Raw genomic sequence first — 19,702 nt, forward strand, 5'->3', positions numbered from 1 at the left:
GGCCCCTTTAGAAGTCCCCAACCCCAGCGATGTCATCGGATCTTGCTAAATCGAGTGTGAGCGTGGGCAAGAAACCGTAGATAATATTACCCCTGTAATGCAATAGTAGGGATTGACCATGGGTCGCGCAGAGAAAGTTGTTTTAGCCTATTCCGGTGGGGTGGATACCACCGTGTGTATCCCCTACCTGATGAACGAATGGGGCGTGAAGGAGGTCATCACCCTCGCCGCCGACCTGGGCCAAGGGGATGAGCTAGAACCCATCCGGCTCAAGGCGCTCACTGCCGGGGTGAAGGAATCCCTCGTCGCCGACCTGACGGAGGAATTCATCACCGACTACGCCTTCCCCGCCATCCAGGCCAACGCCCTCTACGAAAACCGCTACCCCCTCTCCACCGCCCTGGCCCGCCCCCTGATCGCCAAGGCCCTAGTGGAAGCCGCCGAGCGCTACGGAGCCGATGCCGTGGCCCACGGCTGCACCGGGAAAGGCAACGACCAGGTGCGCTTTGATGTGGCCATCGCCGCCCTCAACCCTGGCCTGAAGGTGCTGGCCCCCGCCCGTGAATGGGGCATGGGTCGCGAAGAAACCATCGCCTATGGGGAAAAAATGGGTCTCGCCTTCCCGGTGAAAAAGTCTAGCCCCTACAGCATCGACCGCAACCTGCTAGGCCGCAGCATCGAAGCTGGCCCCCTCGAAGACCCCATGAACGAACCCCTCGAAGAGGTGTTCCTCATGACCCAGGCCATCGAAGCCACCCCCGACCAGCCGGAATACATTGAAATCGGCTTCACCAAGGGCATCCCCACCCACCTCAATGGCGCGGCTCTGTCTCCGGTGGAACTGATCACCCAAATCAACGAGATCGCTGGACGCCACGGTGTAGGCCGCATCGACATGGTGGAAAACCGCCTGGTGGGGATCAAATCCCGCGAAATCTACGAAGCCCCGGCCTTGCTGGTGCTGATCGACGCCCACCGAGATCTGGAAAGCCTCACCCTGACGTCTGATGTCACCCAGTACAAGCGCGGCATCGAAGAGACCTACAGCCGCCTGGTCTACAACGGTCTCTGGTATAGCCCCCTGAAGCTGGCCCTCGATGCCTTCATTCAGCAAACTCAGGAGCGGGTGACGGGCACCGTGCGGATGAAGTTGTTTAAGGGCAACGCCCGCGTCGTAGGCCGCAAGTCTGACCTGGCGCTGTATAACGAATCCCTCGCCACCTACAGCTCCGACGATCAGTTTGACCACAAGGCCGCTGAGGGCTTCATCTACGTCTGGGGTCTGCCCACCCGTGTTTGGTCAGAAAAAGTGCGTGAGGGCTGAACCCTCGACATAACCCAGAACCCCAGTTTCGCCAAGAAGCCGGGGTTCTCTGCCGTTCAACGCAGGGCATTGCGGCCAAGGTCGCTGATACCTCAGGGTTAAGGAAGATAGTGCTGTAAACGACCCTACGCCTCATCCATCTTGTCTATATAGGCGGGACGGGCAGCTTGGGTTTGGGCAAGAAAATGGTGCAGGCCATCCCAGTCTTCTACCTCAACGAGGGCGCGAATTTGGCCCAGTTGGCGCTGATATAGGGCAATGGAGGACAGCAGCGCCTCTCGGTTGTAGCGTGCCATCAGGGTGCCCAGTTCAGGGACGCCGCCACCGACGCGGCTGGTGTCGCGAAAGCCGGAACTGGCCAGGGCTTGGGCCAACTTAAGCAATTCGGGGTTCGGCTCCTGCTGGCAGGCTTGAATCAAACTGCTGCTGACCATCACAGGCAGGTGAGAAATCCAGGCCACCGCCCGATCATGATCCGCCGGGAAACAGATAAATCGACGGGCCTCTAATTGATCCACCAATTCCGATAAGGTATCCAAATCCTGGGGAGAGGTTTCCTCCGTCGGAGTTAGCACGTAGGGACGGCCCCGAAACAGATGGGCCTCGGCCACCGCCAAGCCTGCCTCCGCCTTGCCCGCCATGGGATGCCCACCGATGAAGTGGGGCCAGAGAGCCGCCAAATCCGGCACTAGGGAACCTTTGACGGAACTCACATCGGTCAAAATGGCTTCGGGCTTGAGATGGGGCACCACCTGTTGGGCCACGCCAACCACCCCGTCGATGGGGGTGCAGAGAAAGACCACATCAGCTTCGGCGACCAAACTCAGATCGGTACTCGCTTGGTGGACAACCCCTCGTTCCATGGCCATTTCCACCGTTTCGGGACGACGGGCCACCCCCAACACCCGATAGCCCAGCCGAGAAAAATCTAGGCCAAGAGACCCGCCAATCAGGCCCAATCCAACAACAGCAATGGGTTTCATAGGGTCGCAATGGGGGAAGGGGGATGAGCCATGAACTACGTTCAACATCCTAAAGCGTTGGGACAGTTCCTACCAACCTAACGGTGAAGAATCCACACTAAGCGCTATCTATCGAAGACGGACTAAAACGGCTAGGATGAAGAGTACGTCCTAAAGCAACATAGTATGGGCGTTCTATTGCCGTCGTCGTTCCATTTCTTCCTCTATCATGTCCCTGTTTGACTGGTTTGCTAATCGCCGTAAGTCTGGCCCCATCAGCGAAGATCGCCAAGAGCGCGAGATTGCCGATGGCCTGTGGACGAAGTGTGAGCACTGCGACGTGCTGACCTATACCAAGGATTTACGGGCCAACCAGTGGGTTTGTGGGGAGTGCGGCCACCACCACCGCATTTTTAGCGACGAACGCATTCGCCAACTGATCGATGCCAGCACCTGGCAGGCATTAGATAGCCAGATTCAGCCCAGGGATCCCCTCGGCTTTAAAGATCGCAAGGGCTACAGCGACCGCATCCGCGAAACCCAAAACAAGACCCAACTGACCGATGCCGTGCAAACCGGATTGGGGGATCTGGACGGTCTGCCCGTGGCCCTGGGGGTAATGGATTTCCGCTTTATGGGCGGCAGCATGGGTTCGGTCGTTGGGGAAAAGCTCACCCGCATGATTGAGCGCGGTACCCAGGAACGGCGTCCCGTGGTGATTGTTTGCGCCTCTGGTGGAGCGCGAATGCAGGAGGGAATGCTGAGCCTGATGCAAATGGCCAAAATTTCTGGAGCCTTGCAACAGCACCAGGCTGCCAAGCTGCTCTATATGCCCGTGCTCACCCACCCCACCACCGGGGGCGTGACCGCCAGCTTTGCCATGCTGGGGGACATTATTATTGCCGAACCCAAGGCCACCATTGGCTTTGCCGGACGCCGCGTGGTCGAGCAAACCCTGCGGGAAAAACTACCTGACGACTTCCAAACCGCCGAGTACCTGCGGGATCACGGCTTTGTCGATCTGATCGTGCCCCGCACCCAATTGAAGACCACCCTTGCCCAACTGATTCGCCTCCATCAGCCTGCCAGCGCCGATGCCGTTTCCCTAACCACCCCAACCCAGTGGAGCAACGGGCTGAATCACAGCGCCCCTTCCCACGTCGTGGCCGAGTAGCTGAATTACCTTGGGGTGGGATGGGCCGCGACTAGTGAGCATGATCGCTGAGAAAACTTGGGAATGGCCCCCTTCGGTGGCATGATAGTCATTACTACATGGACTGAGGAAAATTTTTTCGCCGTCCGCTGTGTTGATGTCCATACCTGAACCCTATACATTCGAGGAGAACCATGTTGAAGAGATGCATTTGGCTAGTTGCGGTCGCACTCTTCTTTGTCAGCCAACTGACGATGGGAGACGCCGTCGCGGCTGAGCTAGATGCGGCCACCCGCACGGTGCAGCTCAATCCTGAGGGGGACACCGTTGTGCTCTCCCTAGAGCAAGTGACCCGTGGCCGCCGCCAGTTTAACTACGCCTGTGGCACCTGCCATGTGGGCGGCATTACCAAAACCAACCCCACCGTGGGTCTAGACCCCGACTCCCTGGCTGGGGCCTTGCCTCCCCGCGACAATATTGAAGCCCTGGTGGACTATCTCAAGGCTCCCACCACCTACGACGGGTTGACCGATATTTCCCAGGTTCACCCCAGCAAGATGAGTGCCGACATCTTCCCCAAAATGCGTAGCCTAACCGAGGAAGACCTGGTGGCCATTTCGGGTCACATCCTGCTTCAGCCCAAGGTGATTGGCGATATGTGGGGTGCGGGTAAGACGCGGTTCTCCGCTCCCCCGATCTAACCCATCGAGACCTCCCCGCTGTCGGGGTGTGGCAAGGGGCTTCGGCCCCTTTTTTTGTTTCAAGGAACTGTCCAAGAGGGCGTTATTAGCAGGTAAGATGCCATAGAGCGCTGAATTTCAGCCGCGTCATTGAACTGGAGATAAGCCTTTAGAGGTAGTTTATGAATCGTGTAATCCGTGCCGCCCAGCGTTTGGGCATTGCTGCGTTGTCTGTGCTGCTGGTGCTAGGTGCCATGACCCTAGTCTCCGCTCCCGCTTCCGCCACCAACTACGAAGTGAAAATGGGGAACGATGCGGGTCTGCTCGTGTTTGAACCCAGCACCATCACCGTCCAACCGGGCGACACCGTGACCTGGGTAAACAACAAAATGGCCCCCCACAACGTCATCTTCGACGAAGCCGCTAGCCCCGGCGACAAGGCGCTGGCCGATAGCCTGTCCCACAGCCAACTGACCTTCGCTCCCGGCGAAAACTACTCCACCACCTTCACCAGCGATATGCCCGCTGGCACCTACACCTACTTCTGCGCTCCCCACCGTGGGGCTGGCATGGTCGGCAAGGTGATCCTGGAAGGTTAATTGGACGACTGAGCCTAGGCGCAAGTTTGGGCTAAGTCTGCGACTTCCTTAGAGAAGAGCGTCTTATCTGGCGCTCTTTTCTACTTTAAAGCCGATCAAAACCGAACCTACCTCTCGATACCCATGGGCATGACTCGATCCTGCTATAGAACGCGGGTGGCGAGGAGTTGCTCCTCTAGGGCAGCAATGCGATGGTAGGCGGCGGTGAGTTGGGCGGTGAGGCGCTGGATTTGAATGTCTTGGGAGAGGTTGACCTCCACCGTCTGCCGTTCCGTTGTACTGTAGTCGCTGTCGATCAAGACATCCTTGTGCTCACACATCCCGTCGAGGCTAGGGGAACTGTAGCGAGGCATCGGGCTATAGTGGGCATGGCCTCCAATTCTGAGCTCATGGCTATCATCGCCGAAGGTATGGGACGAGGCCAAAATGGCGGAAACCTGATCATTCACTTGGTCAATCATGTGGTGAAGGGCGTCAACCTTGTTGGTCAAGATGACAACTTGCGTTTGGATGGAGTCCATAGGGTGCCGTGTTTACAGAGAAAATATCATCCCTATCCTAAGGCTGACCTGCCAAATCCCCCTGGCTTTCCTGAATCATTTAACCTTTGTTTGACTTAGTTTTTAACTGTTTTCAAGGGCGGTAGTTTTACTTCCCGGATTGATACGAAATTGGAATGGAATGGGGTGATTTGTGTTTTTTTGCTAAAAAATAGGGTAAAAAACGGCCCCACCCCTGGCTTAGCAAAGCTGGGACGGCCCAAGGGGGGAGGTATTTGGCCGAATTCTGATCGACGATCAAGGGCCATGATTTTTATTATTTTATAATAGAAAAACATGGCCGATTTCCCCTTGGCAACCGCAACGCCTAGGTGGAGGCTGGCCCTAGAAAATCGGGGCTAATTGGCCTCGCGTTCCGCTATCACCCGGCCAGGGCTAACAAAGGAAATCCCCTGCTGGGAGGCGGTACTGATCATTACCGCCTCAATCACCGGAGGGCTAACCTGGGTAGCCGCTCGCCAGGTGACGAGGAAGTTCGCGCCCGCTCCGCCCAGGGTGTTTTGGCTTTCAATGACAACAGCGGTGGAGGCCAGGGGGCCAATCTCCAGGGGTTGACTGAGGTAGGCGGTGACGAGAGCCCCACTGGAGTCGTAATAGTCGATGGTTTCGATGAAGATGGCCGTGGCGGGATCGGTATTGCGGAGGCTGAGGGTGGCCGTGAGCTGAAAGGGACGGTTGGGGCCAAAATCGTAGATTTCTGAATACACCGGGACATAGACCACTTGCCCTACGGCCAAGGGCGGCAGTTGGTCGGGGGTGATTTCAACGACGTTGGGGTTGACCGCTAGGCCCAGGGGCACCCCCTGATCGGGAACCTGGGTGCTGTCGTTAGGAATGGCGGGGGCACAGCCCACTATCACGCCCCAGGCCAAAAGGCCCCACCCTAAGACGGCCCATCCTAGTCGGCTGATTGCCATGGTTTTAGCTAGCCCATCCGCACACCGAAACCTGCTAAATCCCATCGCCCTGCCCCAGTCGCTTTATCCAGTCCCGATCAGAGGTGGAGCCTTGCTGACCTCGGCTCGGCTGACCTCGACTAGGGCTAGCCTAACCGATGCCGGAGGGTCGTGCATCTCCACCGCTGGCCGACCCTAAAACCTGTAAACAAACGTGGCAAAAATTGGTCCAGAATGGGCCTCGGCTACAATCGATGGTTGTTGCCTTAAGCTCTCAATTTGCTATGAATTCGCTCTTTCGTGCTTTCACCACACCCCTGCTGGCCTCGGCGCTGCTGGCCGGATCGGTTCCCTTGCCCATCGGCAATGCCCAGGCTCAGCAGTCGGTGAGTCCTCAACTGGCTCAGGGTATGCCCACACCGGATCAGGTGGTGGAGTGTGAACTCCTCATTGTGGGGGGTGGTTTGGCCGGAACAGCGGCGGCCTACGAAAGCCTGCGGATGGGCCACACGGTCTGCATGACGGAGCTAACTGACTGGGTGGGTGGGCAAATTTCCTCCCAGGGCACCACGGCGCTGGATGAATCGCGGGAACAGCGGCGGCGGCTGTTTTACTCGCGGGGCTACAACGACCTGCGGGAGCGGGTGGAGGAAAAGTATGGTGAGTTAAACCCTGGCCAGTGCTGGGTGAGTGTGTCTTGCTTTATGCCCGCCGATGCCAACGCCATTTTGATGGAGATGCTGGCGGAGGCTGAACGGGAGGGGGGCGGCGAACTGAAGTGGTTCCCCAACACGGTGATTAAAGAGGTGGGCTTTAATGCCGACCGCAGCCACATCGACACCATGATGGCCATTCGCCACAGCCCCGCACCGGGGACGGCTCCTTTAAATACGGATTTTCTGTCGGAGATCATCGAAGACGCCTACACCTACCAAGATTCCGCCCGACTGTCTAAGGAAATCATTCAGTTTGTGCCCGCAGGCATTGACACGGAACGCTTCCCCAATGCCGACCCGGATCGGGTGGATTGGTTCGTGGTGGAGGCCACGGAAACCGGGGAAATCATCGCCCTAGCCGATGTGCCCTACGAACTGGGCCTAGACCCCCGTTCGCCCCACAACCCCTCTTCCCCCGTGGCCCAGCGGGACGCCTACTGCACCCAGGGCTTCACCTACACCTTTGCCATGGAGCGCACCGCCGAGGCCCAAACCTTCGACGTGCCGGAATTCTACTCCATCTACGAGCCCTACTACAGTTGGGAAAAGGAACGTCCCCAACTGCTCACCCCCCAGGATCACTTTGACTTTGTCTTCACCTACCGCCGCCTGTGGAGTGCTGGCCCCCGTCGGGTGGATGAGCGCATCTTTGGTGCCCCCCGCCCCACCCCTGGGGATATTTCCATGCAGAATTGGACGTGGGGCAACGACTACCGCCCCGGTACCGCCCGCGATAATTTGATCCTCACCCACGACCAACTGCAAGCCAGCGGACAGTTGGCTCCGGGCGGCTGGTTAGGCGGCTTGCGTACCGAAACCCTGCGCCGAGGGGAAGAAAACGCCATCGGCTTCTTCTATTGGTTGACCACGGGCACCACGGATTCCCAACTGGATGACTCCTGGAAAGAACCCGACCCCTACAACCGCTACCTCAAGGGGCTAGATTCTCCCATGAATACGGCCCATGGTCTATCCAAATATCCCTACATCCGCGAAGCCCGTCGTATCATTGGCCGTCCGTCCTCCGGCTACGACAACGGCTTTATGATCAACGAAATTGACTTCTCCTGGAACGATTTCACCTCCGAGTTCTACCAAGAAAACCTGGATCGCAGCACCTTCACCTCCATGCGGCGTTTCCTGGCGGGGCTGGAAACCGTGGACACCTTCATGCCCGGTGCCAACCCCGACGAATTCCATGTGCGGGGGCGGTCTCGCATGTATCCCGACTCGGTGGGCATCGCCCAGTACGCCATCGACTTCCACCCCTGTATGCGCGACTATCCGCCGGAAGCCCCCGGCAACATCGAGCGGCCCGGAGTGCGCCAAGCCCACGGCCAAGCCTTCCCGGCCCAAATTCCCCTACGGGCGCTGATTCCCCAGCGGGTAGACAACATGCTGGTGGCCAGTAAGAGTATCGCCGCCAGCAACATTGCCGCCGCCGCCTACCGGGTGCATTCCTTCGAGTGGTCGGTGGGGGCCGCCGCCGCCCATTCCATCGACTTCTCCCTGCGGAACGGCGTTCTGCCCTACGAACTGGTGGAAAACCTGCCCAACCACAACCCCCTGCTCCACGCCCTGCGGATGGAACTAGAGGCCAGCGGCAACCCCACCCAGTTCCCGGATACGTCGATCTTCAACGAAGAGTGGGACGCCTGGAAGCCCTGGTAAACCTGAACGGCCCTCTGCCAGAACATAGCAATCTGGCAGAGGGCAAATTGGGGATTAGTTGCTAATACGAAGCACACGGGTTTCGGCATCCCATTGCACTGTGGCGGCGAGATCCTTCAAATCATTGGCTCGCACATAGGTATCGTTTTGATAGTTGATGGAGTGAGCCGGATTGAGCGCGTCTAAGTCGAGGTTCAAATCAGCCAGTTTGGATTGGGGAACATAGGCTCGATCATCAACAATGATGCCAGCCTCTGGCCAATTGCGATTATTAATCGCGAGGGAGATGGTTTCTAAGGCTTGGGATTGACAACAATCTAGGGTTGCCGTTCGCGACTCGGCATCCCATGTAGTCGGAATTCCCAATGTCGCTAGGTACGACAAACTCACATAGGTTTTGCCCTGAAACGGTTGCTGATAATTCTCTGGTACCTCTCCATTTAGGAGTCCTAATTGCTGGGCCTGTTCTAGGGTGATATAGGATTTTTGGTCGATAAGAATGCCCTGTTGGTTGTAGCGTAGATTCCCGGCCTGAATATTAATGCGGTTTTCGGATTGCGGCCTAAGCTGAGTTGGAGAAGACTCTGCTTCAAGGCCTGAAGGCTGGCCCATTAGGGCACTCCGCAAAGGCCACATCAGACCCGCTCCAACCAGGATGCCGACCCCAAACGTAACCAAGCTGGGTAGATTCAGCCACCGTTGGGCAGGTTTGTGCGGGAGATCGGAGAGGGCCGATGCAGAGGGTTGAGGTCTATCTTGATAGCCTTTGTTGTACCAGGTGCAATCCTGCAAATGTTGGTCCAGACTTTCGGGACTGGGATGATAGATTTTTTGCTCTGGAATGGTAATACGCTGGTTCTGCAAATAACCATAGTCTGACGCCATCAGTTGAGGCGACAGGAGTACCGTGAGATTTTGGGGATGAATGGCTAAAAGTTTTAGGTCATATAGGGTTTTTAAATCAGCACGCAGGACAAGACATTGGGAGGGATGATCAGCCTTATCTCGATCATGGCTAGTAATAAAAACCGTTTCTAGCAATGGTTGAATATTGCAACCTGTAATCGCACATTTCCCGTGATAGATATCCAGCAGTTTTCGCTGAAGCGAATATTGCACTCGCCGACCCAATACCGCTTGAATGGAATGGACAACGCGACTATTGAGCGAGGGACTATTGAGCGAGGGATGGGCCTTGCCCCCAGGATGCGTGGAACTCTCTGATGATTGAGTCAGCGCTGGTGGATTGAGGGGCAAGGGGGCAGGGAAGGCCGAACGATCCTTGCGAGGGGCGACCGACTCATCCCCTAGATCTTCACCTCCTAGATCTTCATCCCCTAGATCTTCAGCCTTATTTTCGGGCCGAATGAATTGCGTCTTCTCCTCTGGATCCCCAGGTTCTTCCTCGGCCAAGACCACCAAGCCTGTGGGTTCTGGCAGGGTGGAATGTACCGACTCAAGTGAATCGTGCGGTGCGGCCTCGGAAATCACCAAATCCAAAGGCTCAGGAAGATCAGAATCCGTCGCTGTGAAATCCACAGGCTCAACTAGGTCAGGATCCGTTGCCGTGAAATCCACAGGCTCAGTCAGATCAGAAACCGCTGCTGTTACTCCCTCAGCGAGGGCAATCGTACTTTCTTCTGGGGTGTTGATGGGGGGGAACCCAAGAACAAAGGGATGGTCGAGATGATCGCTAGGGTGGGCAAATTCCTGCGCTACAACTGCGTTATCCCCATCCCCTAGGACAAAGGGATTCATGGAATCCACTAAGGAGGATGCTGTGGGGATATCTTCTCCATCCGTGGTAGGCGGTTGGGGGCTGTCGGCATTTTCAAACATTCCATTGTCCTCCATGGCAATGGCGTCTAGGGCGTCTAGGGCATGGAGGTAGAGATCATCCTCATCATCAAACGCCACCGCAGACCCTGACCATTGCTCTTCAGCGGCGTCTAGGGCGGCCAGTTCTTCTGCCTCTAGGGAACTGAGTGGCACAACGGCATAGGTTTCTTCCTCGACTAATTCGTCAGTCCCTAGATCCGCGCCAGTGACGTATTCTTCAGGAGCCATGAATTCCCCAGTAGCATATCCTTCTAGGTATTCCTCAGTAGCGTATTTCTCTGTATATGCTTCAGTGCTATAGGCTCCAGTGACGTATTGTTCTGCATGTTCTCCAGTGACGTATTGTTCGGTGACGTATTGCTCGGTGACGTATTCCTCTGAAGCGTATTGTTCAGCGACGTATGGTTCTGAAATGTATTCTTCTGGAGCGTATTGTTCTGGGGCGTATTCCTCTGTGTATTCTTCTGCCACGTACGCTTCGTATTCTTCAGTGACGTACTCTTCAGAAGTACCTGCACTAACCACATAGCCTTCGTTGGTCGGTTCGTCTGATGCGATGTAGGGATCGAAGGGCGAACGATCCTCTAAATATTCAGTCGGCTGATCCTCACCGTCTAGATCACCTTCCTGGTTTTGATCGACTAGATAGCGTCCCGTCTCCGCTGCAATCATCTTGCTGGGTGCGATCTCGTTCTGGGCGAGAGGCCACTCTGGGAGGGCTTCTCCAGCGCTGCCCCAACCGGGAACCACTTGATCAAAGTTGATGCTGAGGTCTCGATTTTGGCTGCCCCAGCGTTCACCCGCTAAGCCTTCAGGCAAGATACTTTCTGTTAAGTCCAGATCGGTTAAGTCTACTTCGGTGAGATCCACCTCACTGAGATTCGCTCCTTTTAGGGTTGCGCCACCAAAGTTGGCATTGCTCAGGACAGCGCCCGAAAAATCAACGCCACTCAGGTTGGCTCCAGCAAAAATACAGTCCGTTAGATCTGCCTTACGAAAACTTGCCCCACTGAGATTTGCGCCACTCATGACCGCCCCAGCCAAATTGGCTCCAATTAACTTGGCGCGGACTAAATCCGCCGCAATAAAGTTGGCAGTTGTGAGGGTGGCAAAGGAAAAGTCGGCATGATTTAGGGTAGCCCCAGCCAGGTTGGCACCGGATAATTTAGCTTTTTGAAGAATCGATTCTTCCAGACTAATCATCGGTAGCTTGGCTCGGTTTAAGTTGGCCTCTCGTAGGTCAACATTATCAAAGTGTCGTCGTCCATCCGCATACTCCGCTAATAGCGTTTCCACACTCATTGAGATAGGCTGGCCATTGTCGTGGGAGAAATGGAGATCGGAATGGTTAAATTTCATAGGACGAACGACTAAAAACAGGGATCTTGGTTCCAGGATAAAGACTGAGTGAATGGCAGCTTAGGGTAGGGATCCGCAGGATAATCCGAACAATGTTTGCGACAGATAAGGGTTAGATCAGTGGTTTTAAGTACCTAGGTCTTAAAAGTCCCTGTATCTTTGCGGTCAATCCATACAGCAGAGTTGTCTCAACTAAAGCCTATCGTGAGGAGTTTCTTCCTTGCCTTAAGGTACCCAAAAATGGCTCATGTTGAACGAATTGATAAAAGTATAGAGTAACTAGCCCACGGGGGCGGTGGGGTTTCCCGGCCCGCCCTACGCCTCTGCCGATGGGGCGAGGGATTGTCTAGAATCTCGCTCATTTTGGAGGGAAACAGGGCGTCTTCTGGGGCCAGATGCGATATAGCATGGGAGCAGTTTGGCGGGGGTGCCCTAGGCTCAAGGACGATGTTGTAGCGATGGCGTCCCTGTTCTTCGGCCTAGTTCGCCTGCTGACGTTCCGCCCGTCTACCTTTTGGCTGTTTACTGCTGCTTAGCCCATGCCCACGGTAACGTTCCCCCTTTCCTACCTCCAGCGCCTCACCCAAACGCCCCTAGGCCAGTTGGAGCAGCAAGCTTTTCACTATGGCCTAGAGGCGACCCTACGGGATCAAGACCTGGAGGTGGAGGTGACGGCTGAACGGCCCGACCTCCTGGCCGCTGAGGGGTTTATTCGGGCCATGAATATTTACAATGGTCAGCCCCGTTCGGTGCCGGAGGGGCTGGCCGATTCGGGCTATCGGGTAACGGTGGATGCCTCGGTGTTGGGGTTGCGCCCGCACCTAGCGGCCCTGGTGGTGCGTCAGGCCCATCTTCAGGATGGGGGGCTGGAGGTGCTGATGCAGTTTCAGGAGAAGGTGACCCAAACCTTTGGCCGTCAGCGCAAGAAAATTGCCATCGGCGTCTACGACCTAGATCGCCTAGCAGGCGACCTCACCTACACCACCCAAAATAAGGCCGATCTGAGCTTTGTGCCCCTGCGGGAAACGGTTCCCTGCACCGCCGCCGATCTGCTAGCCCACCATCCCGCCGGGAAACTCTATGGCCCTGCCCTACCCGATGGGGATCGGGTGCCCGTGCTGCACGATGCCGAGGGGCAAGTGTTATCGCTGCCGCCGATTATCAACGCGGCGGGGGTTGGGGAGATCTCCGCCACCACCCGCAACCTGTTCATCGATGTGACGGGTATTTTGGCGCAAACGGTGCAGGAAACCGCCAATATTTTGGCCCACAACTTTTTAGATACCGGGGCCGAGGTGCAAACCGTCACCATCCTGACTCCGTTGGGGGCACAGGTTACCCCTAGCCTAGCCCGCCGCCCAGTCCCCTTCTCCGCCCGGTTTTTGAACGAAATTATGGGATCGGCTATCCCCAAAGCTAAGCTAGGGCAGGTGCTAGCCCGCATGGATTTGGAGGTGAGTGGCACCTATGAGGTGTATGTGCCCACCTACCGCACCGATGTGCTGAGCCAGGTGGATCTCGCCGGAGATCTGATGGTCGCCCTGGGTCTCGACAGCTTTCAGGCCGAACCGCTCTCGGTGAAGTTCCACCTGGGGCAGGCCGATGAACTACGACAGTTTGTGTTTCGGGTGGGGGATGTGTCCCAGCGCCTAGGGCTGATGGAAGTGAAAAGCCACGTCCTCACCGACCCCGACCGACTGGCCCTGTTTGCCGACCAGTATTTACAAACCAGCAACGCCAAAAGCCGCACCTACAGTGCCACCCGCACCACCCTCCAGGTGGGTCTCTTGGAGGTGCTAGCTCGCAACATCAATGCCCCCAAACCGATTAACCTCTACGAAACGGGAGAAATTCTCCACCTCACAACGGCGGGGCAGGGGCAAGAATCCCAGGCGTGGGGCTTTGCCTGCCTCGATGCCCGATCCTCGTTCTCCACCGCCAAAGCCTACGTCCAAACCCTGCTGCGAGCCCTAGGGGTAGACTATACCCTCACCGAAGGCCACAGCCCCTACTATCTTGCGGGGCGTTCGGCCCTGGTGCAGGTGGCCGGAGAGACCATCGGCGAATTTGGTGAAGCCCATCCCCGCCTGCTCAATGCTTTTTCCTTCCCAGAACCCATCGCCATGGGAGAACTCAACCTCAGCCAAATCTATCGCCTGGTCATGACGCTAACTTCAACCGACTAGTAGCTGAGCTTCAAGGCGTTCACGGGCACTTCGTCCCAGGAACTCACGGTGCGAATTTGGGCCACCCAACCCGCCTCGCGCTGGTCGTCACTGAGGTTATCCACAAAGGACTGGTGGCAGGCTTGGGCCTGGGCTTCGTCGGTACAGGCAATACAGGAATAGATAATCCCGGAGGGGTCGATTTGCTCGTTAATCCAGATCATGGGCAGGGACAACCCTTTAGAAACAGAGAGGACAGCGGTTTAACGGTACCACGGTGATCGTCCTACCGCCGAAACCAGGGTTAGGGGCTAGGAAGCGGCCATTTGATGGGTGGCGGCGTTGATGGCGTTCATCACGGTTTGGCGCAGTTCGGCAATGGCCTGGAGTTGGTAGTCATTAAATTCCTGGATTTTAGTCACCCCGGTGTTCAGGGCATCGAGGGACTGGCGTAGGCCGTTGCTGCTGTCTTGGGCCGGATTCAGCAGTTCTTCGCACACGGCTAATTTACCCCCTAGGGCGGCGAGATCCAGTTGTCGTTGGCGCAGTTCGGCCTCAAAGGTTTCAATTTCGGTGCGGCGGCTGGCCAAGTCTTGTTCCTGGGCGGCGATGGCCTCCTTCACCTGGCTAATGCCTTCTTGGGTCTGCTTCACCTCTGCCTCTAGGGCCTGGGTGGCCGCTACGGTTTGTTGTCGCTGCTCGTCTACCAAATTGAGCAGGGGTTCTAGATCCACTGAGTTAACGGGAGCCTCCTCCACTGATAACCCCTGCCGACGCCGCAGCACCGCCTGGTGCTGGCTGAGGACTTCCTCCCGCTCTAGCAGGTTGCGCCGCTGACCCACCAGGGTCTCGTTTAGCATTTGGTAGCGATCCTGCTCTTCGGCTAGTTCCGTCTCAATTTGGATGCGCTCGAACTCGTTGGCCTGCTCCATTTTGGCCTTAATTTCCTCAATGGCCTGTCGTTCTAAGGTCAGCTCCTCTTCCTGATCCGACACGAAACGGGACACCTTCTCCATGTCCTTTTCCAACTCGCTCACCAGGGATGTCAGATCGCCCAGGGGCATGGCTTCTAGGGTGTCCACATCTACTTTTTTGCTCAGACGTACCTTGTCGCTGGTGTTCAACAGGTCGTAGAGCTTCTGGTGTAGGTTGCCCTGGGTCTGAAGGGTGTCGGAAAGGCGTTGGATGGATTCTTGCTGCTGTTTGAGGGTGTTTTGCCGAAGTTTGAGATCCTCTCGCTGGGCGATGAGGGCGGCCTCGGATTGGTGCCAGTCGGCCCAGCGCTGCACCAGATCAATGCGCTGTTGGTCGAGATCTTGCTGCTGGCGTTCGAGGCTTTGGCGTTGATTCTCCAGGGCTTGACGATAGTCGCTCAGCAGCCCCTGGTGGTAGGTGAGGCCATCGGTGGCGTGGGCAATGGGCTCCCGCAGCGTCTCCATGGGCATCACCGCTTCGGTCAGACGGTTGAGCACGGCCTGAATTTGATCCACCTGAGCCTGATCCAGCCCCGCCGCCGGAGTGGCCTCCGCCCGCATTTCCTCTAGGCGGCGCATCTCGCCGTTCAGTTGTGCCCAGGCTCCTTCCAGGTTCTTGTTTTGGCGCTCCAGTTCCTCCTGCTGCTGGGCTAGGCTTTGGCGCAGGGTTTCAATCTCCTGGCGCTGGGCCTCCACCTTTTCTAAATCGGCCTCCGCCTGCTCAAGCTGTTCCTGGCGGGCCTCAATTTCCATCTCCCGCCGATTCAGTTCCTGGCTTTGGAAGGTGAGGGACTGCTTCCACTGCTCGATCTCCTCCTCCTGGGTCTTCGATTTCTTGCTGAGGTTGGAGAAGTTTTGCAGGATATTCGTGAGGGTGCGTCCGGCTTCGTAGTGGCGCTGCACTTGGCGACTGCCGCTCACCTCTACCATCACCAAGGCTCCCGCGTTGTAGGAGGCATCATCGGGGGCCACCAGGGTTTCGTCCCCAGTTACTGCGCTCCAGCTGTACTCGTTGCGCTGGCAGGCTAGCAGCTTAAACTCGGGCTTGCCGCTACCGATAAATCCGGCCTTTTTCTGGACTTCTGCTAAGTACAGCACGCTGGTTGATCCTCGTTACTTTAAACGTGACGGTAAACGCGACAGAGTGAACATTTAAGCTGGGGGAGGAGACAAGGCCATGGGGTTAGGGGTGGAGAAGGGGGGATTGCCGTTGAGACGGGCTTGGGGGGCACCTGCCGTGATACCAAGGACAACCACTCGTCGCAGATCGCGAGGTGATCGCGAGGTGGATACTATCCAGCGGTTAGGGAATACCCTGGGCACCCAACTCAGACACTATCGTACAGAGTGGATGCATAAGACGGATCTTAACGAATTTTGGCCAGAGCAACTGTAAGTCATCGTAACGAAACCGTGGGTTTTATGCCCTTGAGATCTGGGACGGATGGGGGTGAGGCGACCTCCGGGGAGAGTCTGGCCTGCTCAAACAGATCAGTACACGCCGGGTCGAGCGGGCGCTAGCGGGAGAACTCAACCACCACGTCCATCCCCCGCGACCGCAACGGTGACGTCGATCCCATCCTGGTGCCGAAGCATCAGCGCCGTCTGTCGGGGCTCGACGAGAAGATTCTGGCGCTTTCCCAGCCCAGCAAACCGTAGGGGCGGGGTCTCCTCGCCCACTGATACCGGGGACATTTAATATGACAGGCTTTCCCCAGGCCATTGAAGCCGCCTATCCCGACACCCCGGTGCCGTTGTGCATCGTCCATCTGGTTCGCAACGGTCTGCGCTATGTGTCCTAGAAAGACCGCAAAGTGGTCGTCGCTGACCTCAAGCCCATCTACCAAGCCGCATTGCCAATCGATGGACAAGACCGATCAAAATTGGAAGGCCGAGAGATTGGTATTGAACAGGTCGCAGATTTACGATGGCGTATGGATCGTAGCTAGGATCGCTGTCTCGCCATATGCAGAAGAGCGAGGTCTGGATTCGTTAGATGGTGGGCAGCAGATCGTCGCTCCAGAGACCCTTTTCCTCTAGCCAGGGGCGGCTGTAGATGCGGGACTGGTAGCGGGATCCGCCATCGCAGAGGACGGTGACGATGCGATGGCCAGGGCCGAGGCGTTGGGCCAGTTGGACGGCGGCGGCGACGTTAATGCCAACGGAACCGCCCATGAATAGGCCGTCTTTGTACAGCATTTGGTAGAGCACCGTCAGGGCTTCGGGGTCGCTGACTTGGATGGCGTCGTCGATGGGTACGTTTTCCATGTTGGCGGTGATGCGACTGTTGCCAATGCCCTCGGTGATGGAGTTGCCCTGGATGTTGACTTCCCCGGTTTTGATGAAGCTATAGAGGCCGCTGCCCATGGGGTCGGCCACGACGCAGTGCAGGTTGGGGTTCTTCTCTTTCAGAAATAGGGCGGTTCCGGCGTAGGTGCCCCCGGTGCCCGTGGCCGCCACCCAGGCATCCACGGTGCCCTCGGTTTGCTGCCAAATTTCCGGGCCAGTGGTGGCGTAGTGGGCTTGGCGGTTGGCCAGGTTATCGAACTGGTTGGCCCAGATGGCGTTGTCCAGTTCCTCGGCGAGGCGACCGGACAGTTTGACGTAGTTGTTGGGGTCGCGGTAGGGCACGGCGGGCACGGTGCGAACTTCGGCCCCCAGGGTACGCAGCAGGTCAATTTTTTCCTGGGATTGGGTGTCGGGGATGACGATCAAGCAGCGGTAGCCCTTGGCATTACAGATGTGGGCCAAACCGATACCCGTGTTGCCTGCGGTGCCTTCTACCACGGTGCCACCGGGTTTGAGCAGCCCTTTTTTCTCGGCGTCTTCGATGATGTAAAGCGCGGCCCGATCCTTCACCGAACCGCCCGGATTGAGGAATTCCGCTTTGCCCAAAATCTCGCAGCCCGTGGCCTCACTGACGCTATTGAGGCGGATGAGCGGGGTGTTTCCAATCGTATCGACAAAGCCGCGTTTGATGTCCATTCCAGTGGTCGCCGTTGACAACAGAGCCCTACCCCAGCCCTAGGTTTCAGACCCCAGGTGTCAGCCCTAGATCGGCGGGTAGGTTGCCTTTTCATCCTACGGTGAAATGGACGGCTTCTCGGCTAAAATCAGGGTGCTTTTGCCCGTCCGTTCAGCATTTCCCTGAGTCGTCTCCTGCCCCCATGACCCTTCCCGCTGCGCTCATTTTTGATGTGGATGGCACCCTAGCCGAAACCGAGCGCGATGGCCATCGGGTCGCCTTCAACCGCGCCTTTGCGGAAATGGGCTTGCCCTGGCAGTGGTCAGTGGGCCTCTATGGCCAATTGCTGCGAGTGGCGGGGGGCAAGGAGCGGATTCGTTACTACATTGAGCGCTACCAGCCCAAGGATCGACCCCAGGGCGATCCTACGGACTTGATCACCGCCCTACATCAAGCTAAAGGACGGCATTTTAAGGATCTGCTAACGGCCAACGTCATCCCCCTGCGGCCCGGTGTGCGGCGATTGCTATACGAAGCCCGCCAGCAAAACGTGCGCCTTGCCATTGCCACCACCAGCGCCAAGGATTCGGTGCTGCCCCTGCTGGAACAACTCCTAGGGCCAGAGTCCCCCGGCTGGTTTGAGATGATTGCCGCTGGGGATATGGTGACCACTAAAAAGCCTGCCCCCGACATCTATCACCTGGTGGTCGAAGCGATGGATTTGCCCCGTGAACACTGCCTGGTTTTGGAGGACAGCCAGCAGGGTGTCCTCGCTGCCGTGGCGGCGGGGTTGCCAACGGTGGTCACCATCAACGACTACACCCGCAACCAGCCCATGCCGGGGGCCAGCTTGGTCATTAGCCATCTGGGCGAACCCAGCCAACCCTTTGAAGTCCTCTGGGGCGAGGCCAAAGATGCCTATTATTTTTCCCTGGAGTTGGCGCAATCCTTGCTGGCAGCGAGTTGAGAAGATCGTTAAAACCGTTGTTCTGGGCTAATTTCCGATGCTAAAATCCGCTGTCTGGCGGGCGGCGGGGAGGTTGTGGGCAAGGGCAGGTGCGCTGTACTGCGCCTTTTCCTACATGGGCAGATGCTCCAGACCCTTGTTGCTACCAATCACCACCATCAAGCCGCCCGCCTTTAGTCGGGTTACGGGGCTGGGGTTGATTTCAAACTTATCGGGCTGCTGGTCTTGACTGACGGCTAACACAGTCAGTTCGTAGCGGTTGCGCAGGTCGAGGTCAATGATGGTTTTTTGGTCAAAGGACTTGGGCACAATCACTTCGGCAATGCTGTGGTCAGGGTCGATCTCAAAGCGATCCAAAATTCCCGGCGTAGTCAGGGAGCGAGCCAGTTCGCACCCCATTTCATGCTCTGGGAAGACCACATGATCGGCCCCCACCCGATCCAGCAACTTGCCGTGAATTTCCGACGAAGCCTTGGCCACTACGTTTTTTACCCCGGCCTCCTTGAGGTTTAGGGTAGTAATAATGCTCTCCTCCACGTAGTTACCGATGGCCACAATCACCGTATCGAACTCGGTGATGCCCGACTCCTTCAGTGCCGTGGGCTGGGTCGTATCCAACTGCACGGCATGGGCAGCGATTTGATCGGTGAGGGCCTGGCTGACGCGGCGTTCGTCCTCATCGGCAGCCAACACCTCATAGCCCAGACTATTGAGGGTGGTGCAAACGGCCCGTCCAAAGCGCCCCAGCCCGATCACCGCAAACTGGCGGGTAGGGGAACGCATTTTGCGCAAAAAGGTCAACGATGTCAGATTCACAGACCGATTTCCCAACGGAGGACAATAACAACGCGGAACGCTGATCCATTCAATCC

15 protein-coding genes and 1 pseudogene are annotated in these 19,702 nt (G+C 57.1%); 8 read left to right on the top strand and 8 right to left on the bottom strand.

Going from position 1 to position 19,702, the window contains the following annotated elements:
- Positions 1 to 118: 118 nt before the first annotated feature.
- Entirely contained in the window at positions 119 to 1,324 is a 1,206-nt protein-coding gene (locus H6G62_RS12150; protein WP_190495434.1) for an argininosuccinate synthase, read from the top strand.
- Between the two features lie 125 nt (positions 1,325 to 1,449).
- Here H6G62_RS12150 and H6G62_RS12155 read toward each other — a convergent pair whose 3' ends face one another.
- Positions 1,450 to 2,307: a prephenate/arogenate dehydrogenase gene (locus H6G62_RS12155; protein ID WP_190495435.1), complete on the bottom strand. Its 858-nt coding sequence runs from the start codon at positions 2,305 to 2,307 to the stop codon at positions 1,450 to 1,452.
- 208 nt (positions 2,308 to 2,515) lie between these two features.
- Here H6G62_RS12155 and accD point away from each other — a divergent pair, with 208 nt between their 5' ends.
- The 3 genes from accD to petE all read left to right on the top strand — a co-directional run bounded on the left by accD (position 2,516) and on the right by petE (position 4,718).
- Entirely contained in the window at positions 2,516 to 3,460 is a 945-nt protein-coding gene (accD, locus tag H6G62_RS12160) for an acetyl-CoA carboxylase, carboxyltransferase subunit beta (protein WP_190495437.1), read from the top strand.
- Positions 3,461 to 3,633: 173 nt separating this feature from the next.
- Entirely contained in the window at positions 3,634 to 4,140 is a 507-nt protein-coding gene (gene psbV / locus H6G62_RS12165; protein WP_190495439.1) for a photosystem II cytochrome c-550, read from the top strand.
- Positions 4,141 to 4,301: 161 nt separating this feature from the next.
- Entirely contained in the window at positions 4,302 to 4,718 is a 417-nt protein-coding gene (gene petE, locus H6G62_RS12170) for a plastocyanin (RefSeq protein ID WP_190495441.1), read from the top strand.
- A 143-nt stretch (positions 4,719 to 4,861) separates the two neighbouring features.
- Here the strand turns inward: petE and H6G62_RS12175 are convergent, their stop codons facing one another.
- Complete coding sequence (locus H6G62_RS12175; RefSeq protein ID WP_242051955.1) at positions 4,862 to 5,209, bottom strand: hypothetical protein; 348 nt, start codon at positions 5,207 to 5,209, stop codon at positions 4,862 to 4,864.
- A gap of 407 nt (positions 5,210 to 5,616) precedes the next feature.
- Positions 5,617 to 6,195 carry a DUF3124 domain-containing protein gene (locus tag H6G62_RS12180; RefSeq protein WP_190495445.1) on the bottom strand — a complete coding sequence of 193 codons (579 nt, stop codon included), beginning with the start codon at positions 6,193 to 6,195 and terminating at the stop codon, positions 5,617 to 5,619.
- Between the two features lie 263 nt (positions 6,196 to 6,458).
- On the opposite strand from H6G62_RS12180, the gene H6G62_RS12185 reads away from it, so the two are divergent.
- A complete protein-coding gene (locus tag H6G62_RS12185; RefSeq protein ID WP_190495447.1) occupies positions 6,459 to 8,561 on the top strand; it encodes an FAD-dependent oxidoreductase in 2,103 nt (700 codons plus the stop codon).
- 54 nt (positions 8,562 to 8,615) lie between these two features.
- Here the strand turns inward: H6G62_RS12185 and H6G62_RS12190 are convergent, their stop codons facing one another.
- Complete coding sequence (locus tag H6G62_RS12190) at positions 8,616 to 11,759, bottom strand: pentapeptide repeat-containing protein (protein WP_190495449.1); 3,144 nt, start codon at positions 11,757 to 11,759, stop codon at positions 8,616 to 8,618.
- A gap of 539 nt (positions 11,760 to 12,298) precedes the next feature.
- Here H6G62_RS12190 and pheT point away from each other — a divergent pair.
- The gene (gene pheT, locus H6G62_RS12195; RefSeq protein WP_190495451.1) at positions 12,299 to 13,945 is read left to right on the top strand and encodes a phenylalanine--tRNA ligase subunit beta; all 1,647 of its coding nucleotides are present in this window, start codon (positions 12,299 to 12,301) and stop codon (positions 13,943 to 13,945) included.
- On the opposite strand, the gene H6G62_RS12200 is transcribed toward pheT, so the two are convergent.
- Both H6G62_RS12200 and hmpF read right to left on the bottom strand, forming a co-directional pair.
- Positions 13,942 to 14,148 carry a glycogen debranching protein gene (locus tag H6G62_RS12200; RefSeq protein WP_190495453.1) on the bottom strand — a complete coding sequence of 69 codons (207 nt, stop codon included), beginning with the start codon at positions 14,146 to 14,148 and terminating at the stop codon, positions 13,942 to 13,944. The genes pheT and H6G62_RS12200 overlap by 4 nt on opposite strands.
- A gap of 87 nt (positions 14,149 to 14,235) precedes the next feature.
- Complete coding sequence (gene hmpF, locus H6G62_RS12205) at positions 14,236 to 15,996, bottom strand: pilus motility taxis protein HmpF (protein ID WP_190495455.1); 1,761 nt, start codon at positions 15,994 to 15,996, stop codon at positions 14,236 to 14,238.
- A gap of 359 nt (positions 15,997 to 16,355) precedes the next feature.
- On the opposite strand from hmpF, the pseudogene H6G62_RS27835 reads away from it, so the two are divergent.
- Positions 16,356 to 16,697: pseudogene (locus H6G62_RS27835) on the top strand (hypothetical protein); the annotation flags it as partial.
- Between the two features lie 193 nt (positions 16,698 to 16,890).
- On the opposite strand, the gene H6G62_RS12215 reads toward H6G62_RS27835, so the two are convergent.
- On the bottom strand, positions 16,891 to 17,883 hold the full coding sequence (locus H6G62_RS12215; protein WP_190495459.1) for a cysteine synthase A: 993 nt from the start codon (positions 17,881 to 17,883) through the stop codon (positions 16,891 to 16,893).
- A gap of 182 nt (positions 17,884 to 18,065) precedes the next feature.
- Here H6G62_RS12215 and H6G62_RS12220 point away from each other — a divergent pair, with 182 nt between their 5' ends.
- Positions 18,066 to 18,830 carry an HAD-IA family hydrolase gene (locus tag H6G62_RS12220; RefSeq protein WP_190495462.1) on the top strand — a complete coding sequence of 255 codons (765 nt, stop codon included), beginning with the start codon at positions 18,066 to 18,068 and terminating at the stop codon, positions 18,828 to 18,830.
- A 111-nt stretch (positions 18,831 to 18,941) separates the two neighbouring features.
- Here H6G62_RS12220 and H6G62_RS12225 read toward each other — a convergent pair whose 3' ends face one another.
- Positions 18,942 to 19,646 carry an NAD-binding protein gene (locus tag H6G62_RS12225; RefSeq protein ID WP_190495464.1) on the bottom strand — a complete coding sequence of 235 codons (705 nt, stop codon included), beginning with the start codon at positions 19,644 to 19,646 and terminating at the stop codon, positions 18,942 to 18,944.
- Positions 19,647 to 19,702: the final 56 nt, after the last annotated feature.

This window comes from Phormidium sp. FACHB-1136, from assembly GCF_014697375.1.
Lineage (GTDB): Bacteria > Cyanobacteriota > Cyanobacteriia > Phormidesmidales > Phormidesmidaceae > Nodosilinea.